12 protein-coding genes are annotated in these 16,867 nt (G+C 72.4%); 11 read left to right on the forward strand and 1 reads right to left on the reverse strand.

Annotated elements, in window-relative coordinates; genetic code table 11:
• Positions 1-4: 4 nt before the first annotated feature.
• From OHS71_RS26980 to OHS71_RS27010, 7 genes are all read left to right on the forward strand, one after another.
• Positions 5-742, forward strand: coding sequence for a hypothetical protein (locus tag OHS71_RS26980; RefSeq protein WP_328481912.1), 738 nt, complete (start codon positions 5-7; stop codon positions 740-742).
• 170 nt (positions 743-912) lie between these two features.
• Complete coding sequence (locus tag OHS71_RS26985) at positions 913-1,758, forward strand: DegV family protein (protein ID WP_328481913.1); 846 nt, start codon at positions 913-915, stop codon at positions 1,756-1,758.
• Between the two features lie 106 nt (positions 1,759-1,864).
• Positions 1,865-3,028, forward strand: a complete 1,164-nt coding sequence (locus tag OHS71_RS26990; protein WP_328481914.1) for a ComEA family DNA-binding protein — start codon at positions 1,865-1,867, stop codon at positions 3,026-3,028.
• Positions 3,025-5,700, forward strand: coding sequence for a ComEC/Rec2 family competence protein (locus OHS71_RS26995; RefSeq protein WP_443047061.1), 2,676 nt, complete (start codon positions 3,025-3,027; stop codon positions 5,698-5,700). The genes OHS71_RS26990 and OHS71_RS26995 overlap by 4 nt, the downstream gene beginning before the upstream one ends.
• A gap of 346 nt (positions 5,701-6,046) precedes the next feature.
• A complete protein-coding gene (locus OHS71_RS27000; protein ID WP_328481915.1) occupies positions 6,047-6,292 on the forward strand; it encodes a hypothetical protein in 246 nt (81 codons plus the stop codon).
• Positions 6,293-6,357: 65 nt separating this feature from the next.
• The gene (holA, locus tag OHS71_RS27005; protein ID WP_398148911.1) at positions 6,358-7,347 is read left to right on the forward strand and encodes a DNA polymerase III subunit delta; all 990 of its coding nucleotides are present in this window, start codon (positions 6,358-6,360) and stop codon (positions 7,345-7,347) included.
• A 444-nt stretch (positions 7,348-7,791) separates the two neighbouring features.
• The gene (locus OHS71_RS27010) at positions 7,792-8,187 is read left to right on the forward strand and encodes a nuclear transport factor 2 family protein (protein ID WP_328481917.1); all 396 of its coding nucleotides are present in this window, start codon (positions 7,792-7,794) and stop codon (positions 8,185-8,187) included.
• 267 nt (positions 8,188-8,454) lie between these two features.
• Here OHS71_RS27010 and rpsT read toward each other — a convergent pair whose 3' ends face one another.
• Entirely contained in the window at positions 8,455-8,721 is a 267-nt protein-coding gene (gene rpsT, locus OHS71_RS27015; protein WP_020127768.1) for a 30S ribosomal protein S20, read from the reverse strand.
• A gap of 293 nt (positions 8,722-9,014) precedes the next feature.
• Between rpsT and lepA the strand changes: the two genes are divergently transcribed.
• The 4 genes from lepA to OHS71_RS27035 all read left to right on the forward strand — a co-directional run bounded on the left by lepA (position 9,015) and on the right by OHS71_RS27035 (position 16,764).
• A complete protein-coding gene (gene lepA / locus OHS71_RS27020; protein WP_328481918.1) occupies positions 9,015-10,883 on the forward strand; it encodes a translation elongation factor 4 in 1,869 nt (622 codons plus the stop codon).
• Positions 10,884-11,128: 245 nt separating this feature from the next.
• Positions 11,129-13,003: an AMP-dependent synthetase/ligase gene (locus OHS71_RS27025; RefSeq protein ID WP_328481919.1), complete on the forward strand. Its 1,875-nt coding sequence runs from the start codon at positions 11,129-11,131 to the stop codon at positions 13,001-13,003.
• A gap of 245 nt (positions 13,004-13,248) precedes the next feature.
• Positions 13,249-15,480, forward strand: coding sequence for a SpoIIE family protein phosphatase (locus tag OHS71_RS27030; RefSeq protein ID WP_328481920.1), 2,232 nt, complete (start codon positions 13,249-13,251; stop codon positions 15,478-15,480).
• A 165-nt stretch (positions 15,481-15,645) separates the two neighbouring features.
• A complete protein-coding gene (locus OHS71_RS27035; protein ID WP_328481921.1) occupies positions 15,646-16,764 on the forward strand; it encodes a Dyp-type peroxidase in 1,119 nt (372 codons plus the stop codon).
• Positions 16,765-16,867: the final 103 nt, after the last annotated feature.

Genomic DNA, 16,867 nt, shown 5'->3' on the forward strand with positions numbered 1-16,867 from the left:
GCTGGTGGAAGCAGTGATCACAGTCGTCGCCCTGCTCTTCGTGCTCTTCCTGGTGCTCGGCGCCTACGCCACGGTGAAAGTGATCGGCGCCGCCAAGCGGGGCGTCGACCGCACCATCGACCAGGCCCGCCGCACGGTCGAGGACCACACCCTGAGGGCCAGGTCCTTCGCCCAGCTCGGACCGGCCGGTGAGATCGCCCAGCTGCGGCTCAAGCTGCGCACGTCCATGCGGGCCACCCAGGACGCGCTGCACGCGGGCGCCACCGAGGACGAGTCCCTCAAGGAGTCCCTCGCCCTGTTCCAACGGCTCAGCGGGCACGGGCACGAACTGGACAGCGAACTCAAGCGCCTGGAGTCCGAACCGGACCGGGCGACGCTCACCGCGCGACTGCCCTCGCTGCGGGAGCGCACCGAGCGCATCACGGGATCGGCGGACTCGCTGCGCTGGGCGGCCCGCGACCGTGCCCGCCGCTTCGCGGACGACGACCTCGACTCCCTCAGCGTGCAGATCGACGTCGAGGCCGGCGCCCTGCGGCACTGGACCACCTCGGACTCCTCCGGCAGTACACCGCCTCCGTGGCCCGAGGCGCCGGCCGCCGACGGCTCGACGCCAGGACAGACCTGGCCGCAGACGCCGGGCGAGCGCACCGTGCAGGAGCCGGCCCCGCCCGCCATCACGCCACCGGGTCCACGCCCCACCTATCCGTGGCAGAAGAAGCCACGCCCCGAGAGCACCGCCTGATCCCGGCGCCGATCCCGCGCTCCGGGGCCCCGGCCCCGAACTCCCGCCCCGCGCCCCGGAGCGGTCCGGGGTCCGGTCCCGTCTGACGGGGTATTTGATTCGGTCAAGGGCGGTCCAGCAGCGAGGGCCCGGACTGCCGCACAGGGGCTACGCCAGGTAACCTCCAGGTCATGTCCCGCCATGTCGCGATCGTCACGGATTCCACGGCCTACCTGCCGCAGCTGACGATGGAGCGCCATGGCATCACCACGGTGCCCCTGACCGTCGTCCTCGGCGACCAGGCTCTCGAAGAGGGCAACGAGATCTCGACCCGTTCTCTCGCCCAGGCGCTGCAGAAGCGACGTTCCGTCACGACCTCGCGCCCCAGCCCCCAACTCTTCGCCGAGACGTACCGCAGGATCGCCGAGTCCGGCGCCACCGGCATCGTCTCCCTCCACCTCTCCGCCGAACTGTCCGGCACCTACGACGCGGCGGTCGTCGCGGCGCGGGAGACCCAGGTGCCGGTGCGGGTCGTGGACACCGGCATGGTCGCGATGGCGCTCGGCTTCTGCGCGCTCGCCGCGGCCGAGGTGGCCGAGACCGGCGGCACGGTCGACGAGGCGGTCACCGCGGCGGAGAAGCGGGCCGCCGGCACCTCCGCCTACTTCTATGTCGACACCCTGGAGTACCTGCGCCGAGGCGGCCGGATCGGCGCCGCCCAGGCCCTGTTGGGCTCCGCCCTCGCGGTGAAACCGCTCCTCCAGCTGAACGGGGGGCGCATCGACCTTCTGGAGAAGGTGCGGACCGCGTCGAAGGCGATCGCCCGCCTGGAGGAGCTGGGGGCCGACCGGGCGGGCAGCGGGCCGGTCGACATCGCCGTGCACCATCTCGCCGCCCCGGACCGGGCGTCCGCTCTCGCCGACCGGCTGCGATCACGGGTGCCCGGCCTCGCCGACCTGTATGTGAGCGAGGTCGGCGCGGTGATCGGGGCGCACACCGGACCGGGTCTGTTGGGGGTCGTGGTCTCGCCGCGTTGAGACTCGGCTCATTCGTGCGGGTGACGAAGTTATCCACAACCGGGTGCGCATCCACGGAAATTGAGCAAGATCATCGCGATCCGGTGAAGTGTCCGATCCTCGTCGCATGGCACTTCGATCACGCTCACGCAGCAGGAACGCGACCAGTGGCCCGGGCCGGGCCCCGGGCTCCGACGGCCGCTCGTCCCCTCGTCTCCGTCGTCCTGGCGGCGGCCGCCCCGGACACCGACATGCCTCGGCGGAGGAGATCCGACGCCGGGCGAAGATGCTGTTCGCCGAACGGCCCCAGGACGCGGCGGAGATGGGGATGGGACCGCCGGGAGCCCCGACGACGCCGGATGCGCCGCATGCCGGTGTTGCCGGCGAGGAGAGCGAGCGGCACCTCCGGGCGGCCGGGCACACGGATGCAGATGCGAAACCCGATGCAGATGCCTACGTCGACGCAGAGGCCGTGGCCGACAGCCATGGCGGCCACGGCATCGACGGCGGCGGTAAGGGTGACAAGGCTCGTAGGAGCGTCCCTTCCGGCCGTGAGGCTTGGCGGGAGCGGGTGGGTTTCGCCCTGCGGGAGCGGATGCCTGTGTGGATGCAGGCACGCTGCGGACTGGAACGCAGGAATGTGCTCGCACTCACGGTGCTTCTCGTTGTCGCCGCCGGCTTCGCCGTGCAGCACTTCTGGGTGGGCCGCGTCCAACCGGTGCGGGCACCACAGGTGGTACGGGCCGCCGCACCCTACGACGCGGGCGCGATGAACCCGGCTGTCGGGTCCGGTACTTCCGCCGGACAGCAGCGCACCGGAGGCACGGCCGGGGCCGAGATCGTGGTGGACGTCAGCGGCAAGGTGAGGAAGCCCGGGATCCACCGCCTGCCGGCCGGTTCCCGGGTGATCGACGCACTGGGCGCGGCCGGCGGTGTGCGACCCGGCACCGACACCGACGGTCTCAACCGCGCGCGATTCCTGGTGGACGGGGAGCAGGTCGTCGTCGGTGGCCCCGCCCCGCAGGCCGGGGCCACCGGGACGAGCACGGGATCGCAAGCCGCGGGCCCTCACGGTCCCGGCGCGGGAGGCGGGCCCCCGGTCCCGGTCTCCCTCAACACGGCCACCGTCGACCAGCTCGACACACTGCCCGGCGTGGGACCGGTGTTGGCGCAGCACATCGTCGACCACCGCGCACAGCACGGCGGTTTCCGATCGGTGGACGAACTGCGCGAGGTCGACGGCATCGGTGAACGGCGCTTCGCCGACCTCCGGAATCTCGTGCGGCCATGAAGCGCGAGGACGCCCAGGTCATCGATGCTCGGGCGGAACCCGCCTCGTCCGCCCGCCGAGCCGTGCACGCCGCTTCCGGGAAGCGGCTGGGTGACGCCAATCCGCGCCAGGAAGGACCGGTGGACCTGAGGCTCGTTCCGCCCGCCCTCGCGGCCTGGGCGACGGCGGCGCTGACGCTGCACGCGTCGCCGAGCCGGGTGGGCGGCATCGTCTCCGTCTGTCTGCTGGTCGGCGGCGCCCTCCTGATCGCGGGACGGCAGGGACCGCGGGGAGGTGCGGGGACCGACCGGGGCCGCGGCGGCGGGTGGAGTGGCCGGCCAGGGGACGGTCGGCCCGTCTGGCCCCGGGTCACCCTCGGCGCCTCCTTGCTCTGCGTCGCCGCAGCCGCCGTGTCGGCAGGGCTGCACGGAGCCGATCTGCGCAGGGGGCCGGTGCCGGAGCTGGCGCGGGAGTACACGACCGTCACCGCCGAGGTCGAGATCACCTCCGACCCGCGACTCACCCGGCCCCGAGTCGCCGGGGACCGTGCGACCCCGGACTCCGTACTCATCGACGCCGAGGTGCGCACCGTCGAGAGGGCGGCCGGGACGGCCGTGGCGACGCGGGCCCCGGTGCTGGTGATGGTGGACATCGGTTCGCGCCGGGGCCCGGGTGGGGCACGTGCGGGATTCGAAGGCCGACAGGAGTCCGGTCTGCGGATGACCGGCGGTGCGCGGGGTGCCGGCGCGCGGTCCGGGGCCTCGTGGCTCGGACTGCTGCCGTCCACCCGGGTGCGGGTCACCGGGCGGCTGGTGCCCGCGCTGGCCGGCGGTGACCGGATCGCGGCCGTGCTGCGGGTACGGGATCGTGCGGCGCCGTCGGTCGTGCGGGAACCGTCGGATGTGCAGCGGTCGGCGGGGCGGTTGCGGGCGGGGCTGCGGGCGGCCACGGACGGACTGCCGGCGGACGCGAGGGCGCTGCTGCCGGGGCTGGTGGTCGGGGACACCTCACGGATCACACCCGAACTGGACGAGGCGTTCAAGGAGACCGATCTCGCGCACACCCTCGCCGTGTCCGGCAGCAACCTCACGATCATCCTCGCCCTGCTCCTCGGCCCGCCCGGACTGGCCCAGCACGTCGAGCGCCGCGGTCTGGCGCCTCGCCTGGGCGTTCCGCTGCGGACGACCGCGCTGCTCGGCGGGGCGCTCACGCTCGGCTTCGTGGTGGTGTGCCGACCCGACCCGAGTGTGCTGCGCGCGGCGGCCTGCGGAGCGATCGTGCTCCTGGCCCTGGCGACCGGCCGTCGTAGATCCCTGATCCCGGCGCTCGCCACTGCGGTGCTGCTGTTGGTGCTGTACGACCCGTGGCTGGCCACGAGTTACGGGTTCCTGCTGTCCGTCCTGGCCACTGGGGCCCTGCTGACGCTGGCCCCCCGATGGAGTGCCGCGCTGCAACGGCGTCGGGTGCCCCCGCGGCTCGCGGAGGCCCTGGCGGCCGCGGGAGCCGCGCAGGCCCTGTGCGCGCCGGTCGTGGCCGTGCTGTCGGCGCGGGTCAGTCTGGTGGCGGTGCCCTGCAACCTCCTGGTGGAGTTCGCCGTCGCGCCGGCGACGGTCCTGGGCTTCGCGGCGCTGGCGACGGCGCCCGTGGCGATGCCTGTGGCCGAGGCGCTGGCGTGGTGCGCGAGTTGGCCGGCCGGGTGGATCGCGGGCGTGGCACGGACCGGGGCGGCGCTGCCCGGTGGGGGAGTGGACTGGCCGGGGAGCTGGGGCGGGGCGTTCCTGCTCGCCCTGGCCACGGCCGGGGTGGTGCTGCTCGGGCGATGGCTGCTGCGGTACCCGTGGCTGTGCGCGGTCTGCGCGGTGTCGCTGCTGCTCGTGGTGGTGCAGCCGCCACCGTTGACCCGGGTGCTCACCGGCTGGCCGCCACCGGGCTGGCGACTGGCGATGTGCGACGTGGGGCAGGGAGACGCGACGGTTCTCGCGGCCGGCGGGGGCGCCGGCGTGGTGGTGGACGCGGGGCCCGATCCGGTACTGGTCGACCGGTGTCTCACCGCGCTCGGCATCACCCGGGTGCCGCTCGTGGTGCTCACCCACTTTCACGCCGATCACGTGGCCGGGTTGCCTGGCGTGCTGCGCGGCCGGGAGGTCGGGGCGATTCAGACGACCGGGTTCGAGGAACCGGTGGAGCAGGTGGCGTTCGTGCGGAAGGAGGCGCAGGCACGGGAGGTGCCCGTGGTGCGTGCCGCGGCAGGGGAGCGGCGGCGGGTCGGCGCTCTCGACTGGGAGGTGCTGTGGCCTCCCCCGAGCCCCGCACCACGTCCGGACGGGCCGAACGACGCGAGTGTGACGCTGCTGGTGCGGGTGGCCGGACTGCGGATGCTGCTGCTCGGAGACCTCGAACCCACGGCGCAACAGGCGCTGTTGCGGTCGCCCGCGGCACCGCTGGTGCGTGGGGTGGATGTGCTCAAGGTGGCTCATCACGGCTCGGCCTATCAGGACCCGGAACTCATACATGCGGTCGCGCCACGGCTGGCGCTGATCTCCTGCGGCGCGGACAACACCTACGGGCACCCCGCGCCCAGCACGGTCGCGGCGCTGCGCGCGGGCGGGGCGGTGGTGCTGCGGACGGACCGGGACGGGGCACTGGCGGTCACCGCCGGCACCGGTGGAGAGCTGCGGGTCACCCGGGGGTGAGGTCGGAGGGGTCCGCGATCGACCCCGATCCTGTACGACCAGCCGCCGTCCGTGGCACGACCAGCCGCCGTCGGTGGCACGGCCTGCCGGGTGTCTGGCCCGTGACCGGCCGGGCCGTCCGGTGGGGGGTCTCTCGGATGATCGGGCGGCTCACCCGCCGGGCCGTCTGCCCGATGACCTGTCAGGTGATCAGCCGGGTGACCTGCCGGGCCGTCCGCCTGGTCCCTGTCTGAGCGGTGCGAGGCGTCGGTGACGATACGGCGGCGCGGGCTGGCGGGCTGCTGATGCGTCGCTGCCGGGTCGGTGCCGGGGTACGGCCGCTGATCACGTGTCGGAAAATGGTTCCGTGAGTGACGTGAGACATGTGCTGGTGCTGCCCGATCGGGAAGCCGCGGAGGAGGTGGCCCAGGCGCTCGGTGAGCGGTTCGGGGTGCGTGAGGAGCCGAGGGTCGTCCGGGACGCGCTGGCGGGGGAGGACGACGCGGAGGACGCGCAGTGGCTCGTCCTGCTCGGCGACGAGGAGGAACTGCTCGATGCGGTTGCGCTGGACGAGTTCGCGGGGGAGTGGGAGGGCTGGCGCGAGGAGCCCTGATACTCCGTCGCCCCGGCTCTCCGGGGGGCGCCGGATTGTCAGTGGCTCGTGGGATGCTTTCGGTGATGGCCAGGAAGACTGCGAATGACGACCTTCTCGCCCCCGTGACGCTCGCCGTGGGCCAGGAGGACCTTCTGCTCGACCGCGCCGTGCAGGAGGTGGTGGCCGCCGCCAGGGCCGCCGACGCCGACACCGACGTACGCGACCTGACTCCGGACCAGGTGCAGCCCGGCACGCTCGCCGAGCTGACCAGCCCCTCGCTCTTCGCCGAGCGCAAGGTCGTGGTCGTACGCAACGCGCACGACCTGTCCGCCGACACGGTCAAGGACGTCAAGGCTTACCTGGGGTCGCCCGCCGAGGAGATCACGCTCGTGCTGCTGCACGCCGGCGGGGTCAAGGGCAAGGGGCTGCTGGACGCGGCGCGCAAGGCGGGGGCGCGGGAGGTGGCCTGTCCGAAGATGACCAAGCCGGCGGATCGGCTGGCCTTCGTCAGACAGGAGTTCCGGGCGACCGGACGGTCGGCCACGCCCGAGGCCTGCCAGTCGCTCGTCGACGCCATCGGCAGCGACCTGCGGGAGCTGGCGTCGGCCGTGTCCCAGCTGGTCGCCGATGTCGAGGGGACCATCGACGAGGCCGTCGTCGGGCGGTACTACACCGGGCGGGCGGAGGCGTCGAGCTTCACCGTCGCCGACCGGGCGGTGGAGGGGCGTGCGGCCGAGGCGCTGGAGGCGCTGCGCTGGTCGCTGGCGACCGGAGTCGCGCCCGTGCTGATCACCAGTGCGCTCGCCCAGGGAGTGCGGGCCATCGGCAAGCTGTCCTCGGCGCGCGGTGGCCGGCCCGCCGATCTCGCTCGGGAGCTGGGTATGCCGCCCTGGAAGATCGACCGGGTGCGCCAGCAGATGCGGGGCTGGACGCCGGACGGGGTGGCGGTCGCGCTGCGGGCGGTGGCAGAGGCGGACGCGGGGGTGAAGGGCGGCGGTGACGATCCCGAGTACGCCCTCGAGAAGGCCGTCGTGGCCATCGCGCGGGCGGCCCGGTCCGGGGGACGCGGGTAGTCACTGGTAACGGCACCCGTCTCCGGCGTCGACAACCAGGCGTTGCGGCTCAGGGCTCAGGGCTCAGGGCTCAGGGCTCAGGGCTCAGGGCTCAGGGCTCAGGGCTCAGCGCTTGAGGCCTTCCCGGGCCTCTCCGTCTCAGTCGTCGCCGCCTCGGGTTGCCCCTGCCCCACGCGTTCCCCCGGGCCTCTGCGCCAGTGGCCCCACCCCGGGCCTCCCCACGCCGGGCCTCCCCACGCCGGGCCTCTGTGCCCGTGGCCCCGCGCCGGGCCTCCCCGTCCCGAACTCCCCACCCCAGGTCTTCTCCACCCGACGCGCGCCCGCCATCCTTCCCGGGATGATCGTCCGCACCCCAAGTGATCCAGTCGCCGTTCCTCCGGTGGGGAGGAGAATCGGGTGTGGTGGCCACACAGCGCCGGAAGCATGGGAAAGGTGGCGATCGGCATGGCTGAGCACCAGCACGCGGCACTCGTTCGCAAGGGATACGAGGCCTTCACCCGTGGGGACATGGATGCCTTGCGAGGGATGATGACGGGCGACTGTACGCACCACGTGCCCGGTTCCCACATGCTTTCCGGGGACTTCAAGGGCCTCGACGCGGTCATCGACATGTACGGCAGGCTGTTCTCGGAGACGGGCGGGTCGCTGCGCGTCGACCTGCGCACCGTGCTCGTCGACGGCCGGGGGCACGCCGTCTCCCTGCACCGCACCACCGCCGACCGCAACGGCAAGCACATGGACGAAAACGGGGGCATCGTCTTCCGTATCGTCGGTGACAAGATCAGCGACCTCGACGAGTGCGTCGAGGACATCGACACGAACAACGACTTCTGGTCGTGACCGGCGGCTGCACCTGCACCTGCACCTGCACCTGCACCTGCACCTGCGTGCGGCTCCTGGGCGTAGGCCGGGGAAGCGCGGGCAGTCGGAAGGCCCCGGCTTCCGCCCTGGGGAAGGGCGGAAGCCGGGGCCTCCGATTCAAAGATCAAAATGGTGAGCCCGTACCCGCGTGGCGAACGCAGGCCGCGTACAGGCTCGGGGTGCCGGACGGGAGCGGATGAGAGGGCCCGCTCTGGACCCCTCCGGCGGTCAGATCAGATAAGGGGTTCAGCCCTTGAGGGTCTCGACCTTGGAAGCAAGCGCCGACTTCTTGTTGGCGGCCTGGTTCTTGTGGATGACGCCCTTCGAGACGGCCTTGTCGAGCTGACGCGCGGCAGCGCGCTGGTACTCGGTGGCCTTCTCGACGTCACCCGCGGCAGCGGCCTCGCGGGCCTTGCGGATCGCGGTCTTCAGGGAGGACTTGACGGCCTTGTTGCGCAGCCGGGCCTTCTCGTTGGTCTTGATCCGCTTGATCTGGGACTTGATGTTCGCCACGAATGAGCCTTTTCAGGTTCAGGCACGGGCCCGTACGGGTCTCGTGCCGATGATTTTCCGAGATGCCCCGAAGGTCCCGGTGAAGTGTTCTCCGAAAGGTTCTCCGGGAGGTTCTCCGACTGGTTCCTCGAGGCGATGCGTCTCGTGCTGAGAGGGCATGAGACACAGCTGCCCAGGCTACCAGTGGCCCCCCGAGTGGCCCAAACCGGTCCCCGGTCGCCGCCCGTGGGACCATGGAGCCTACGTATCGATCCGACCCGAGGCACAAGGCGCCTCAAGAGACAGGACCCTGCGTGCCCGCGACCCCTAACAATGTGCCCGAGCCGAGCCGTACCGCCCCGGCTCTGATCCGCAATTTCTGCATCATCGCGCACATCGACCACGGCAAGTCCACGCTCGCCGACCGCATGCTCCAGCTGACCGGAGTGGTCGATCAGCGGCAGATGCGTGCTCAGTACCTCGACCGGATGGACATCGAGCGCGAGCGTGGCATCACGATCAAGTCCCAGGCCGTGCGCCTGCCCTGGGCCCCGACACAGGATCCGGGCAACACCCACATCCTGAACATGATCGACACCCCCGGGCACGTGGACTTCACGTACGAGGTGTCCCGGTCGCTGGCCGCCTGTGAGGGCACCGTCCTCCTCGTCGACGCCGCCCAGGGCATCGAGGCCCAGACTCTCGCCAACCTCTACCTGGCGATGGAGAACGACCTCAAGATCATCCCCGTGCTGAACAAGATCGACCTCCCGGCCGCCCAGCCGGAGAAGTTCTCCGAGGAGCTCGCCAACCTCATCGGCTGCGACCCCGAGGACGTGCTCAAGGTCTCGGCCAAGACCGGTCTGGGCGTCGAGGCGCTGCTGGACCGGGTCGTCGCCGACGTCCCCGCCCCGGTCGGCGTCCAGGACGCCCCCGCCCGGGCCATGATCTTCGACTCGGTGTACGACTCGTACCGCGGTGTCGTGACGTACGTGCGTGTCATCGACGGTCAGCTCAACAAGCGCGAGCGCATCCGGATGATGTCCACCGGCGCGACCCACGAGCTGCTGGAGATCGGTGTCTCGGCCCCCGAGATGAAGTCGGCCGACGGCCTCGGTGTCGGTGAGGTCGGCTATCTGATCACCGGTGTGAAGGACGTCCGCCAGTCCAAGGTCGGTGACACGATCACCACCCTGCACAAGGGCGCGACCGAGGCCCTCGGCGGGTACAAGGACCCCAAGCCGATGGTGTTCTCGGGCCTGTACCCGCTCGACGGCTCGGACTACCCGGAGCTGCGCGACGCGCTCGACAAACTCCAGCTCAACGACGCCGCGCTGGTCTACGAGCCGGAGACCTCCGCCGCCCTGGGCTTCGGTTTCCGCGTCGGCTTCCTCGGACTGCTGCACCTCGACGTGATCCGTGAGCGGCTGGAGCGCGAGTTCGGGCTCGACCTCATCGCCACCGCCCCCAACGTGGTCTACCGCGTGGTCATGGAGGACGGCAGCGAGCACACGGTCACCAACCCGAGCGAGTTCCCCGAGGGCAAGATCAACGACGTGTACGAGCCCGTCGTACGCGCCACGATCCTCGCGCCCTCCGAGTTCATCGGGTCGATCATGGAGCTGTGCCAGACCAGGCGCGGCACGCTGCTCGGCATGGACTACCTGTCCGAGGACCGGGTCGAGATCCGCTACACGCTCCCGCTCGCGGAGATCGTCTTCGACTTCTTCGACCAGCTGAAGTCCAAGACCCGCGGCTACGCCTCCCTGGACTACGAGCCCACCGGCGAGCAGGCCTCCAGCCTGGTCAAGGTCGACATCCTGCTGCACGGCGACAAGGTGGACGCCTTCTCGGCGGTCACCCACAAGGATGCGGCGTACGCGTACGGTGTCCGGCTCGTCGCCAAGCTGCGCGAGCTCATCCCGAGGCAGGCCTTCGAGGTGCCGATCCAGGCCGCCGTCGGCTCCCGGGTGATCGCCCGCGAGACGATCCGCGCCATCCGCAAGGACGTCCTCGCCAAGTGCTACGGCGGTGACATCTCCCGGAAGCGCAAGCTGCTGGAGAAGCAGAAGGAAGGCAAGAAGCGGATGAAGATGGTGGGTTCCGTGGAGGTTCCGCAGGAAGCCTTCATCGCCGTTCTGAGCAGCGACGACAACGCGGGATCCGGCAAGGGCAAGAAGTAGCCGCGCCGGAGGCCGGTGTTCAGGGCGTGCCCGGGGCCCGTCGCGCTGTCGCGCGGCGGGCCCTTTGGCTGTACTCAGGAGAAAGTGACCGCCCGGAGCCCCTTACGCGCTGGCCAGTCGCCCTTTACTCTGATGCCTGCTCGGTAGTTACTCGTGAGTTAAACAACAGCCGCCGTCAACCACAGCCGTGCGTCGTACGACGCCGCAACGAGCCAGCCGCACCGTCGCGGGCCCTGGAGGATGTCGTGAGCGACACACAGACACTGATCGAGAACCGTCCGCCGTCCGTCGCGGGCCTCTTTCTGGAGCGCGTGACGGCCACGCCAGACGCGGAGGCGTACCGGTATCCGGTGCCCGCCGCCTCCGGCGGGGGCCCCGACGCCTGGAAGTCGCTGAGCTGGGCGCAGGCCGCCGAGCGGGTCTACGCCATCGCGGCCGGCCTCATCGAGCTGGGCGTACGGGCCGAGCAGCGTGTGGCGCTCGCCTCCTCGACCCGCATCGAGTGGATCCTCGCCGACCTCGGCATCATGTGCGCCGGGGCCGCCACGACCACGGTCTACCCGCAGACCAACGCCGACGAGTCGGCGTTCATCCTCTCGGACTCCGACAGCAAGGTGCTGATCGCCGAGGACGCGGCCCAGCTCGCGAAGGCGGTCGAGAAGCGCGCGGAGCTTCCCGCCCTCACCCATGTGGTCGTGATCGACCCGGCCGGTGTCGAGACCGCCGACTGGATCCTCACCCTCGACGAGCTGGAGAAGCGGGGGGCAGCCCGGCTGGAGAAGGAAGCCGCGCTGATCAAGGAGCGGGTCGGCGCCATCACGAAGGACCAGCTCGCCACCCTCATCTACACCTCCGGCACCACCGGCCGGCCCAAGGGCGTCCGCCTTCCGCACGACAACTGGTCGTACATGGCCAAGGCGATCGCCGCGACCGGCCTGGTCGGCCCGGACGACGTGCAGTACCTGTGGCTGCCGCTCGCGCACGTCTTCGGCAAGGTGCTCACCTCCGGCCAGATCGAGGTCGGGCACGTCACCGCCGTCGACGGCCGGGTCGACAAGATCATCGAGAATCTGCCGGTCGTCCAGCCGACCTACATGGCCGCCGTGCCGCGCATCTTCGAGAAGGTCTACAACGGGGTCGCCGCCAAGGCCCGCGCGGGCGGCGGGGCCAAGTACAAGATCTTCCAGTGGGCCTCCGGGGTCTCCCGCGAGTACGCCAAGGCCGCGCAGGACAACTTCCGGCGCACCGGCACGGCGTCGGTCCCCTTCGGGCTGGGAGCCAGGCACAAGGTCGCCGACGCGCTCGTCTTCGCCAAGATCCGCGAGGCCTTCGGGGGCAACCTGCGCGCCTGCGTCTCCGGGTCGGCGGCGCTCGCGCCGGAGATCGGCTACTTCTTCGCCGGCGCCGGCATCCACATCCTCGAGGGCTACGGTCTGACGGAGTCCTCCGCGGCCTCCTTCGTCAACCCCGGCGAGGCCTACCGCACCGGCACGGTAGGCAAGCCGCTGCCCGGCACGGAGGTCCGCATCGCCGACGACGGCGAGATCCTGCTGCGCGGCCCCGGCATCATGGAGGGCTACCACGGGCTGCCCGAGAAGACGGCCGAGGTCCTGGAGGCCGACGGCTGGTTCCACACCGGTGACATCGGCGAACTGTCGCCCGACGGGTACCTGCGCATCACCGACCGCAAGAAGGACCTCATCAAGACGTCCGGCGGCAAGTACATCGCGCCCGCCGAGGTCGAGGGACAGTTCAAGGCGGTGTGCCCGTACGTCTCCAACATCCTCGTGCACGGCGCCGACCGGAACTTCTGCACGGCGCTCATCGCCCTCGACGAGGTCTCGCTCCTCGACTGGGCGAAGGACAACGGGCTGGCCGGAAAGTCGTACGCGGAGGTCGTCGCCGCGCCGGTCACCGTCGAACTCGTCGACGGCTACGTCAAGCAGCTCAACGAGGGTCTCCAGCGCTGGCAGACCATCAAGAAGTTCCGGCTGCTGCCCCGGGACCTGGACGTCGAGCACGGCGAGATCACGCCAAGCCTGAAGCTGAAGCGGCCGGTCGTGGAGCGGGAGTACAAGCACCTCATCGACGAGATGTACGCCGGATCGCGGGAGGCGTAGCGCGCAGGGCGCCCGGCGCGCGGAGTGGCGCGGGCGCGCGACGGCGCGAGAGGCAGCGCGGTGGCGCGCGGCGGGGGCGGAGTCCGGATGCTCGGATTGCGCCCCTCAACCGCCCGTCATCGAACACGCGCGTGCACATGCGTAGCACGGTTCTTGCCCAGGACGGCCCACTTCGGTAACCCAGCGCTCATGGCCGGGACCGTTCTGTCACCCTGTGGGCATCCGAACCGTCCGGGGAGTTGCGCATGGGGGCCATTCCGACGCAACGGGAGACCGCCTCCCGTGCCCACGGCGCGCCCGCGCACTCGGGTGCGCTCCCGCACACGCGCGCGACCCTGACCGGCAGTCCCCTGGCGCCGGGCGCCGCCCGCGGGCTGGTGCGCGCCGCGTTGCGGGAGTGGGCCGGCCTCGGCCTGCTGGGCACCGAGGAACTGGGCGAGCGCCTCACGCAGGACACGACGCTCGTCGTCAGCGAGCTCGTCACCAACGCCGTCGTGCACGCCGGCACCGACGTCGAGCTGGCCTGCCGGCTCGAGGACGACCCCGGCGGCTCCGGCGACGGCTGTCGGGCGGTCGTCGTCGAGGTCTGTGACCACCACCCGTCCCGCGCGCCGCGGGACGGCACCCGCGAGGCGTCGTACGGGACACCGGAATACGGCCGCGGTCTGCGCCTGGTCGCCGCGCTCGCCGACGCCTGGGGAGTGACGTACCGCAGGGGAACGAAGACGGTCTGGGCCCGGCTGCTGCCGACGGCCGCCGAGCCGGACGACGCCGGCCTCCTCGCCAACCCCGACCACCAGCACCTCGGCGCCCCCGACGCCTGTCAGGAGCGCGGCGCCCCCTGCCAGGAGCCCGGAGCCCCCGGCCGCGAGCACGACGTCACCGGTGGCGCGCAGGAAGCCCTCGGTGCCGGGCGCGCCGTCCCCGGTCAGGCGGGGCACGTGGGTCGCCCGGGCCGCGCCGGCGACACCGCGCACCACCCTGCGCACCCCGCCCCCGACGATTCCGCCCACTCCACCCGCCACGCTCCCGCCCACCACGACCGTCCGTCCGCCGCCGAGCCCGGCCATGCCCTCGGCCGGGTATCCGATGACGTGCCCGGTGATCGCATGTCCGGCCGTGCTCCCGGGGCCGCCCCGGGTCCCCTCGACGCGCCGGGCCCCGAGCCGCGGCCTCTCGGCGGACGGGACCGGGACTGGCTCAACCGCGGCGCCCTCTCCTTCCTCGCCGAGGCGTCCGATCTGCTCGCCGGGCAGCTCGACGAGGATCTGGTGGCCGCACTGACCGGCCAGCTGCTCGTGCCGCGGCTCGCCGACTGGTGCGCGGTCTGGCTGGAGGACGAGGTGAGCGGGCGCGGTGAATGGGCCGGCGGACCCGGGCCCCGGCTGGCCCGGGTCTGGCACGGCTGCGAGAACCGCGTCGAGGAACTGCGCCGGGCCCTGGACAAGGATCCGCCGTGTCCGCCCGACGGCGGTCCGCGCTCCGGACCCGAGCCCTTTCCCTGGCCCGGCGCGGCGCTCGGCCCGCACGGTGCCGCTCTCGCCTACCGGCTGATCGCCGGCGGCCGCCCGCTGGGCACCCTGGTCATCGGGCAGACCGGCCCGCTGCCCTTCCCCGACGAGGTCACCGGGCTCGTCGAGGATCTCGGCCGCCGCGTGGCGCTCGCGATCGGCGCGGCCCGTCAGTACGCCCGCCAGGCCACCATCAGCGCCGTTCTGCAACGGGGGCTCCTGCCCGGCGCGGTCGCCGAGATCCCCGGGGTGTGCAGCGCCCTCGTCTACGAGCCGCGCGAACAGGGCGGCCCGAGCGGCGACTTCTACGACCTCTTCCCCGCGGGTGACGGCCGCTGGTGCTTCGCGGTGGGCGACGTCCAGGGCAAGGGCCCGGAGGCGGCCGTCGTCATCGGTCTCGCCCGGCCCTGGCTGCGGCTGCTGGCCCGCGAGGGGTACGGCGTCGCCGACGTCCTGGACCGGCTCAACCAACTGCTCCTCGACGACGCGACCGAGGCCGCCGACGCCGCCGCCCGCGCCTTCGTCGGCCCCGCGGGACCGGGCGACGGCCCGCAGACCCGCTTCCTGTCCCTGCTCTACGGCGAACTGGCCCCCTTCGAGGGAGGCGTCCGCTGCACGCTCGCCTCCGCCGGGCATCCGCTGCCGCTGCTGCTCGGGCCGGACGGCTCGGTCGCCACGGCAGGGCGTCCGCAGACCCTCCTCGGGGTCATCGAGGAGGCCACGTACACCAGCGACAGCCTGGAGCTGCGGCCGGGCGACAGCCTGCTGTGCGTCACCGACGGCGTCACGGAACGACGTTCGGGCTCCCGGCAGTTCGACGACGAGGACGGTCTCGCCACCGCGCTGGCGGGGTGCGCCGGACTCGACGCCGAGCTGATCGCGGAGCGGATCCGGGGGCTGGTGCACGACTTCGGTGAACAGCCGCCGGAGGACGACCTGGCGCTGCTGGTGCTCCAGGCGGAGTAGACACGGCGCGCACCCGGTCCGTCCACGCCCCGCACCCGCTCCGTCCACGCCCCGCACCCGGTGGACATGGCGTCCGCCTGCGTGAGGGCGGCCGCAGGAGGGCCGTGACCGGTGGACGGGCGGGGGAGACCGGGCGGCCGGAGTCACGGATGTATCGTCCGGTTTGTGCTGAAGGCGACGAATGCCGTATCCGCTGCGCCCACCCGCCGACGCGTTCTGCTCGCCGGCGCGGGGCTCGGGCTGACCGCGACCGCCTGTTCCCGCGACGCCGGGCCGCCCGAGGACGCCCGCGGCCCCGGATTCCACGGTCTGCGTCAGTCCGGAGTGGCGACTCCGCGCCAGGCCACCGTGCTGCTCCTGGCCTACGACCTCGATCCCGCCCTGCGTGACGCGGCGGGCGCGCGTGCGCTGAAGTTGGTGCTGGGAACCTGGACGGACGCCCTCGGCCAGACGCTCGGGTCGGCCGGCTCGCGCGCCGTCCGGCTCACCGCCACGGTCGGCGTCGGCCCCGCCCTCCCCGCGCGCCTCGGGCTCCGCGCCCCGGCCGCGCTGCGCGAGCTGCCGTCCTTCACCGGCGACCGCCTCGATCCCGCCCGCTGCGGCGGTGACCTGCTCGTGCAGCTCTGCGCGGACACGGCGGACGCCACCGAGGCGACCGCGGAGAGCCTGACCCGGCTGGCCGGGGAGACCCTGTGGCCGCGCTGGCGGCAGGCCGGCTTCCTGCCCCCGTCCCCCGACGGCGGCGGCACCCCGCGCAACCTGATCGGCTTCAAGGACGGGTCAGCCGGCCCGACCCCCGAGGAGTGCGAACGCTGGGTGTGGTCGGGCCATGCCACCTGTCTCGTCGTACGCCGGGTGCATCTGCGCATCGAGGACTTCGCGCGGCTCCCCGTGCACCGCCAGGAGGAGATCGTCGGCCGCCGCCGGTCGACCGGCGGCCCGCTGGACGACGGCCCCGAGGACGCCGACGCCGACCTCTCCGCCAGAACACCGCAGGGCGCTCACGTCACCCCGGAGCGCTCCCACGTCCGGGCTGTCAGCCCCCGCCTCGACGCGGGAGCCCGGATGCTGCGCCGCAACTACTCCTACGCCGACGGCCCCGCCGACCAGGGTCTGCTGTTCCTCGCGTTCATGCGGGACCCGGCGCTGTTCGCCCGCGTCCAGCGCCGGATGGCGGCCCAGGACGACCTGAGCGGTTTCACCGAGACCCGGGGCTCGGCGGTGGCGTACATCCTGCCGGGAGCCCGCGCCGGCCGGCCGCTGGGCGCGGAGCTGCTGGGCTGAGGGTGTACGGCGCCCCGAGCGTGTACGGATGCCGCCGGAAGCGGGTGGGGTGGCCGGCGGGACGCCGGTCGGCAGGGGAAGGTGCGGGGGTGCGGGACAATGG

The organism is Streptomyces sp. NBC_00377 (assembly GCF_036075115.1).
Classification (GTDB): Bacteria; Actinomycetota; Actinomycetes; order Streptomycetales; family Streptomycetaceae; genus Streptomyces.

Coding starts and splice junctions, on each gene's coding strand:
- OHS71_RS26985 (WP_328481913.1), top strand. CDS start 913: ATGTCCCGCCATGTCGCGATCGTCACGGATTCCACGGCCTACCTGCCG.
- OHS71_RS26990 (WP_328481914.1), top strand. CDS start 1,865: ATGGCACTTCGATCACGCTCACGCAGCAGGAACGCGACCAGTGGCCCG.
- OHS71_RS26995 (WP_443047061.1), top strand. CDS start 3,025: ATGAAGCGCGAGGACGCCCAGGTCATCGATGCTCGGGCGGAACCCGCC.
- holA (WP_398148911.1), top strand. CDS start 6,358: ATGGCCAGGAAGACTGCGAATGACGACCTTCTCGCCCCCGTGACGCTC.
- OHS71_RS27010 (WP_328481917.1), top strand. CDS start 7,792: ATGGCTGAGCACCAGCACGCGGCACTCGTTCGCAAGGGATACGAGGCC.
- OHS71_RS27030 (WP_328481920.1), top strand. CDS start 13,249: ATGGGGGCCATTCCGACGCAACGGGAGACCGCCTCCCGTGCCCACGGC.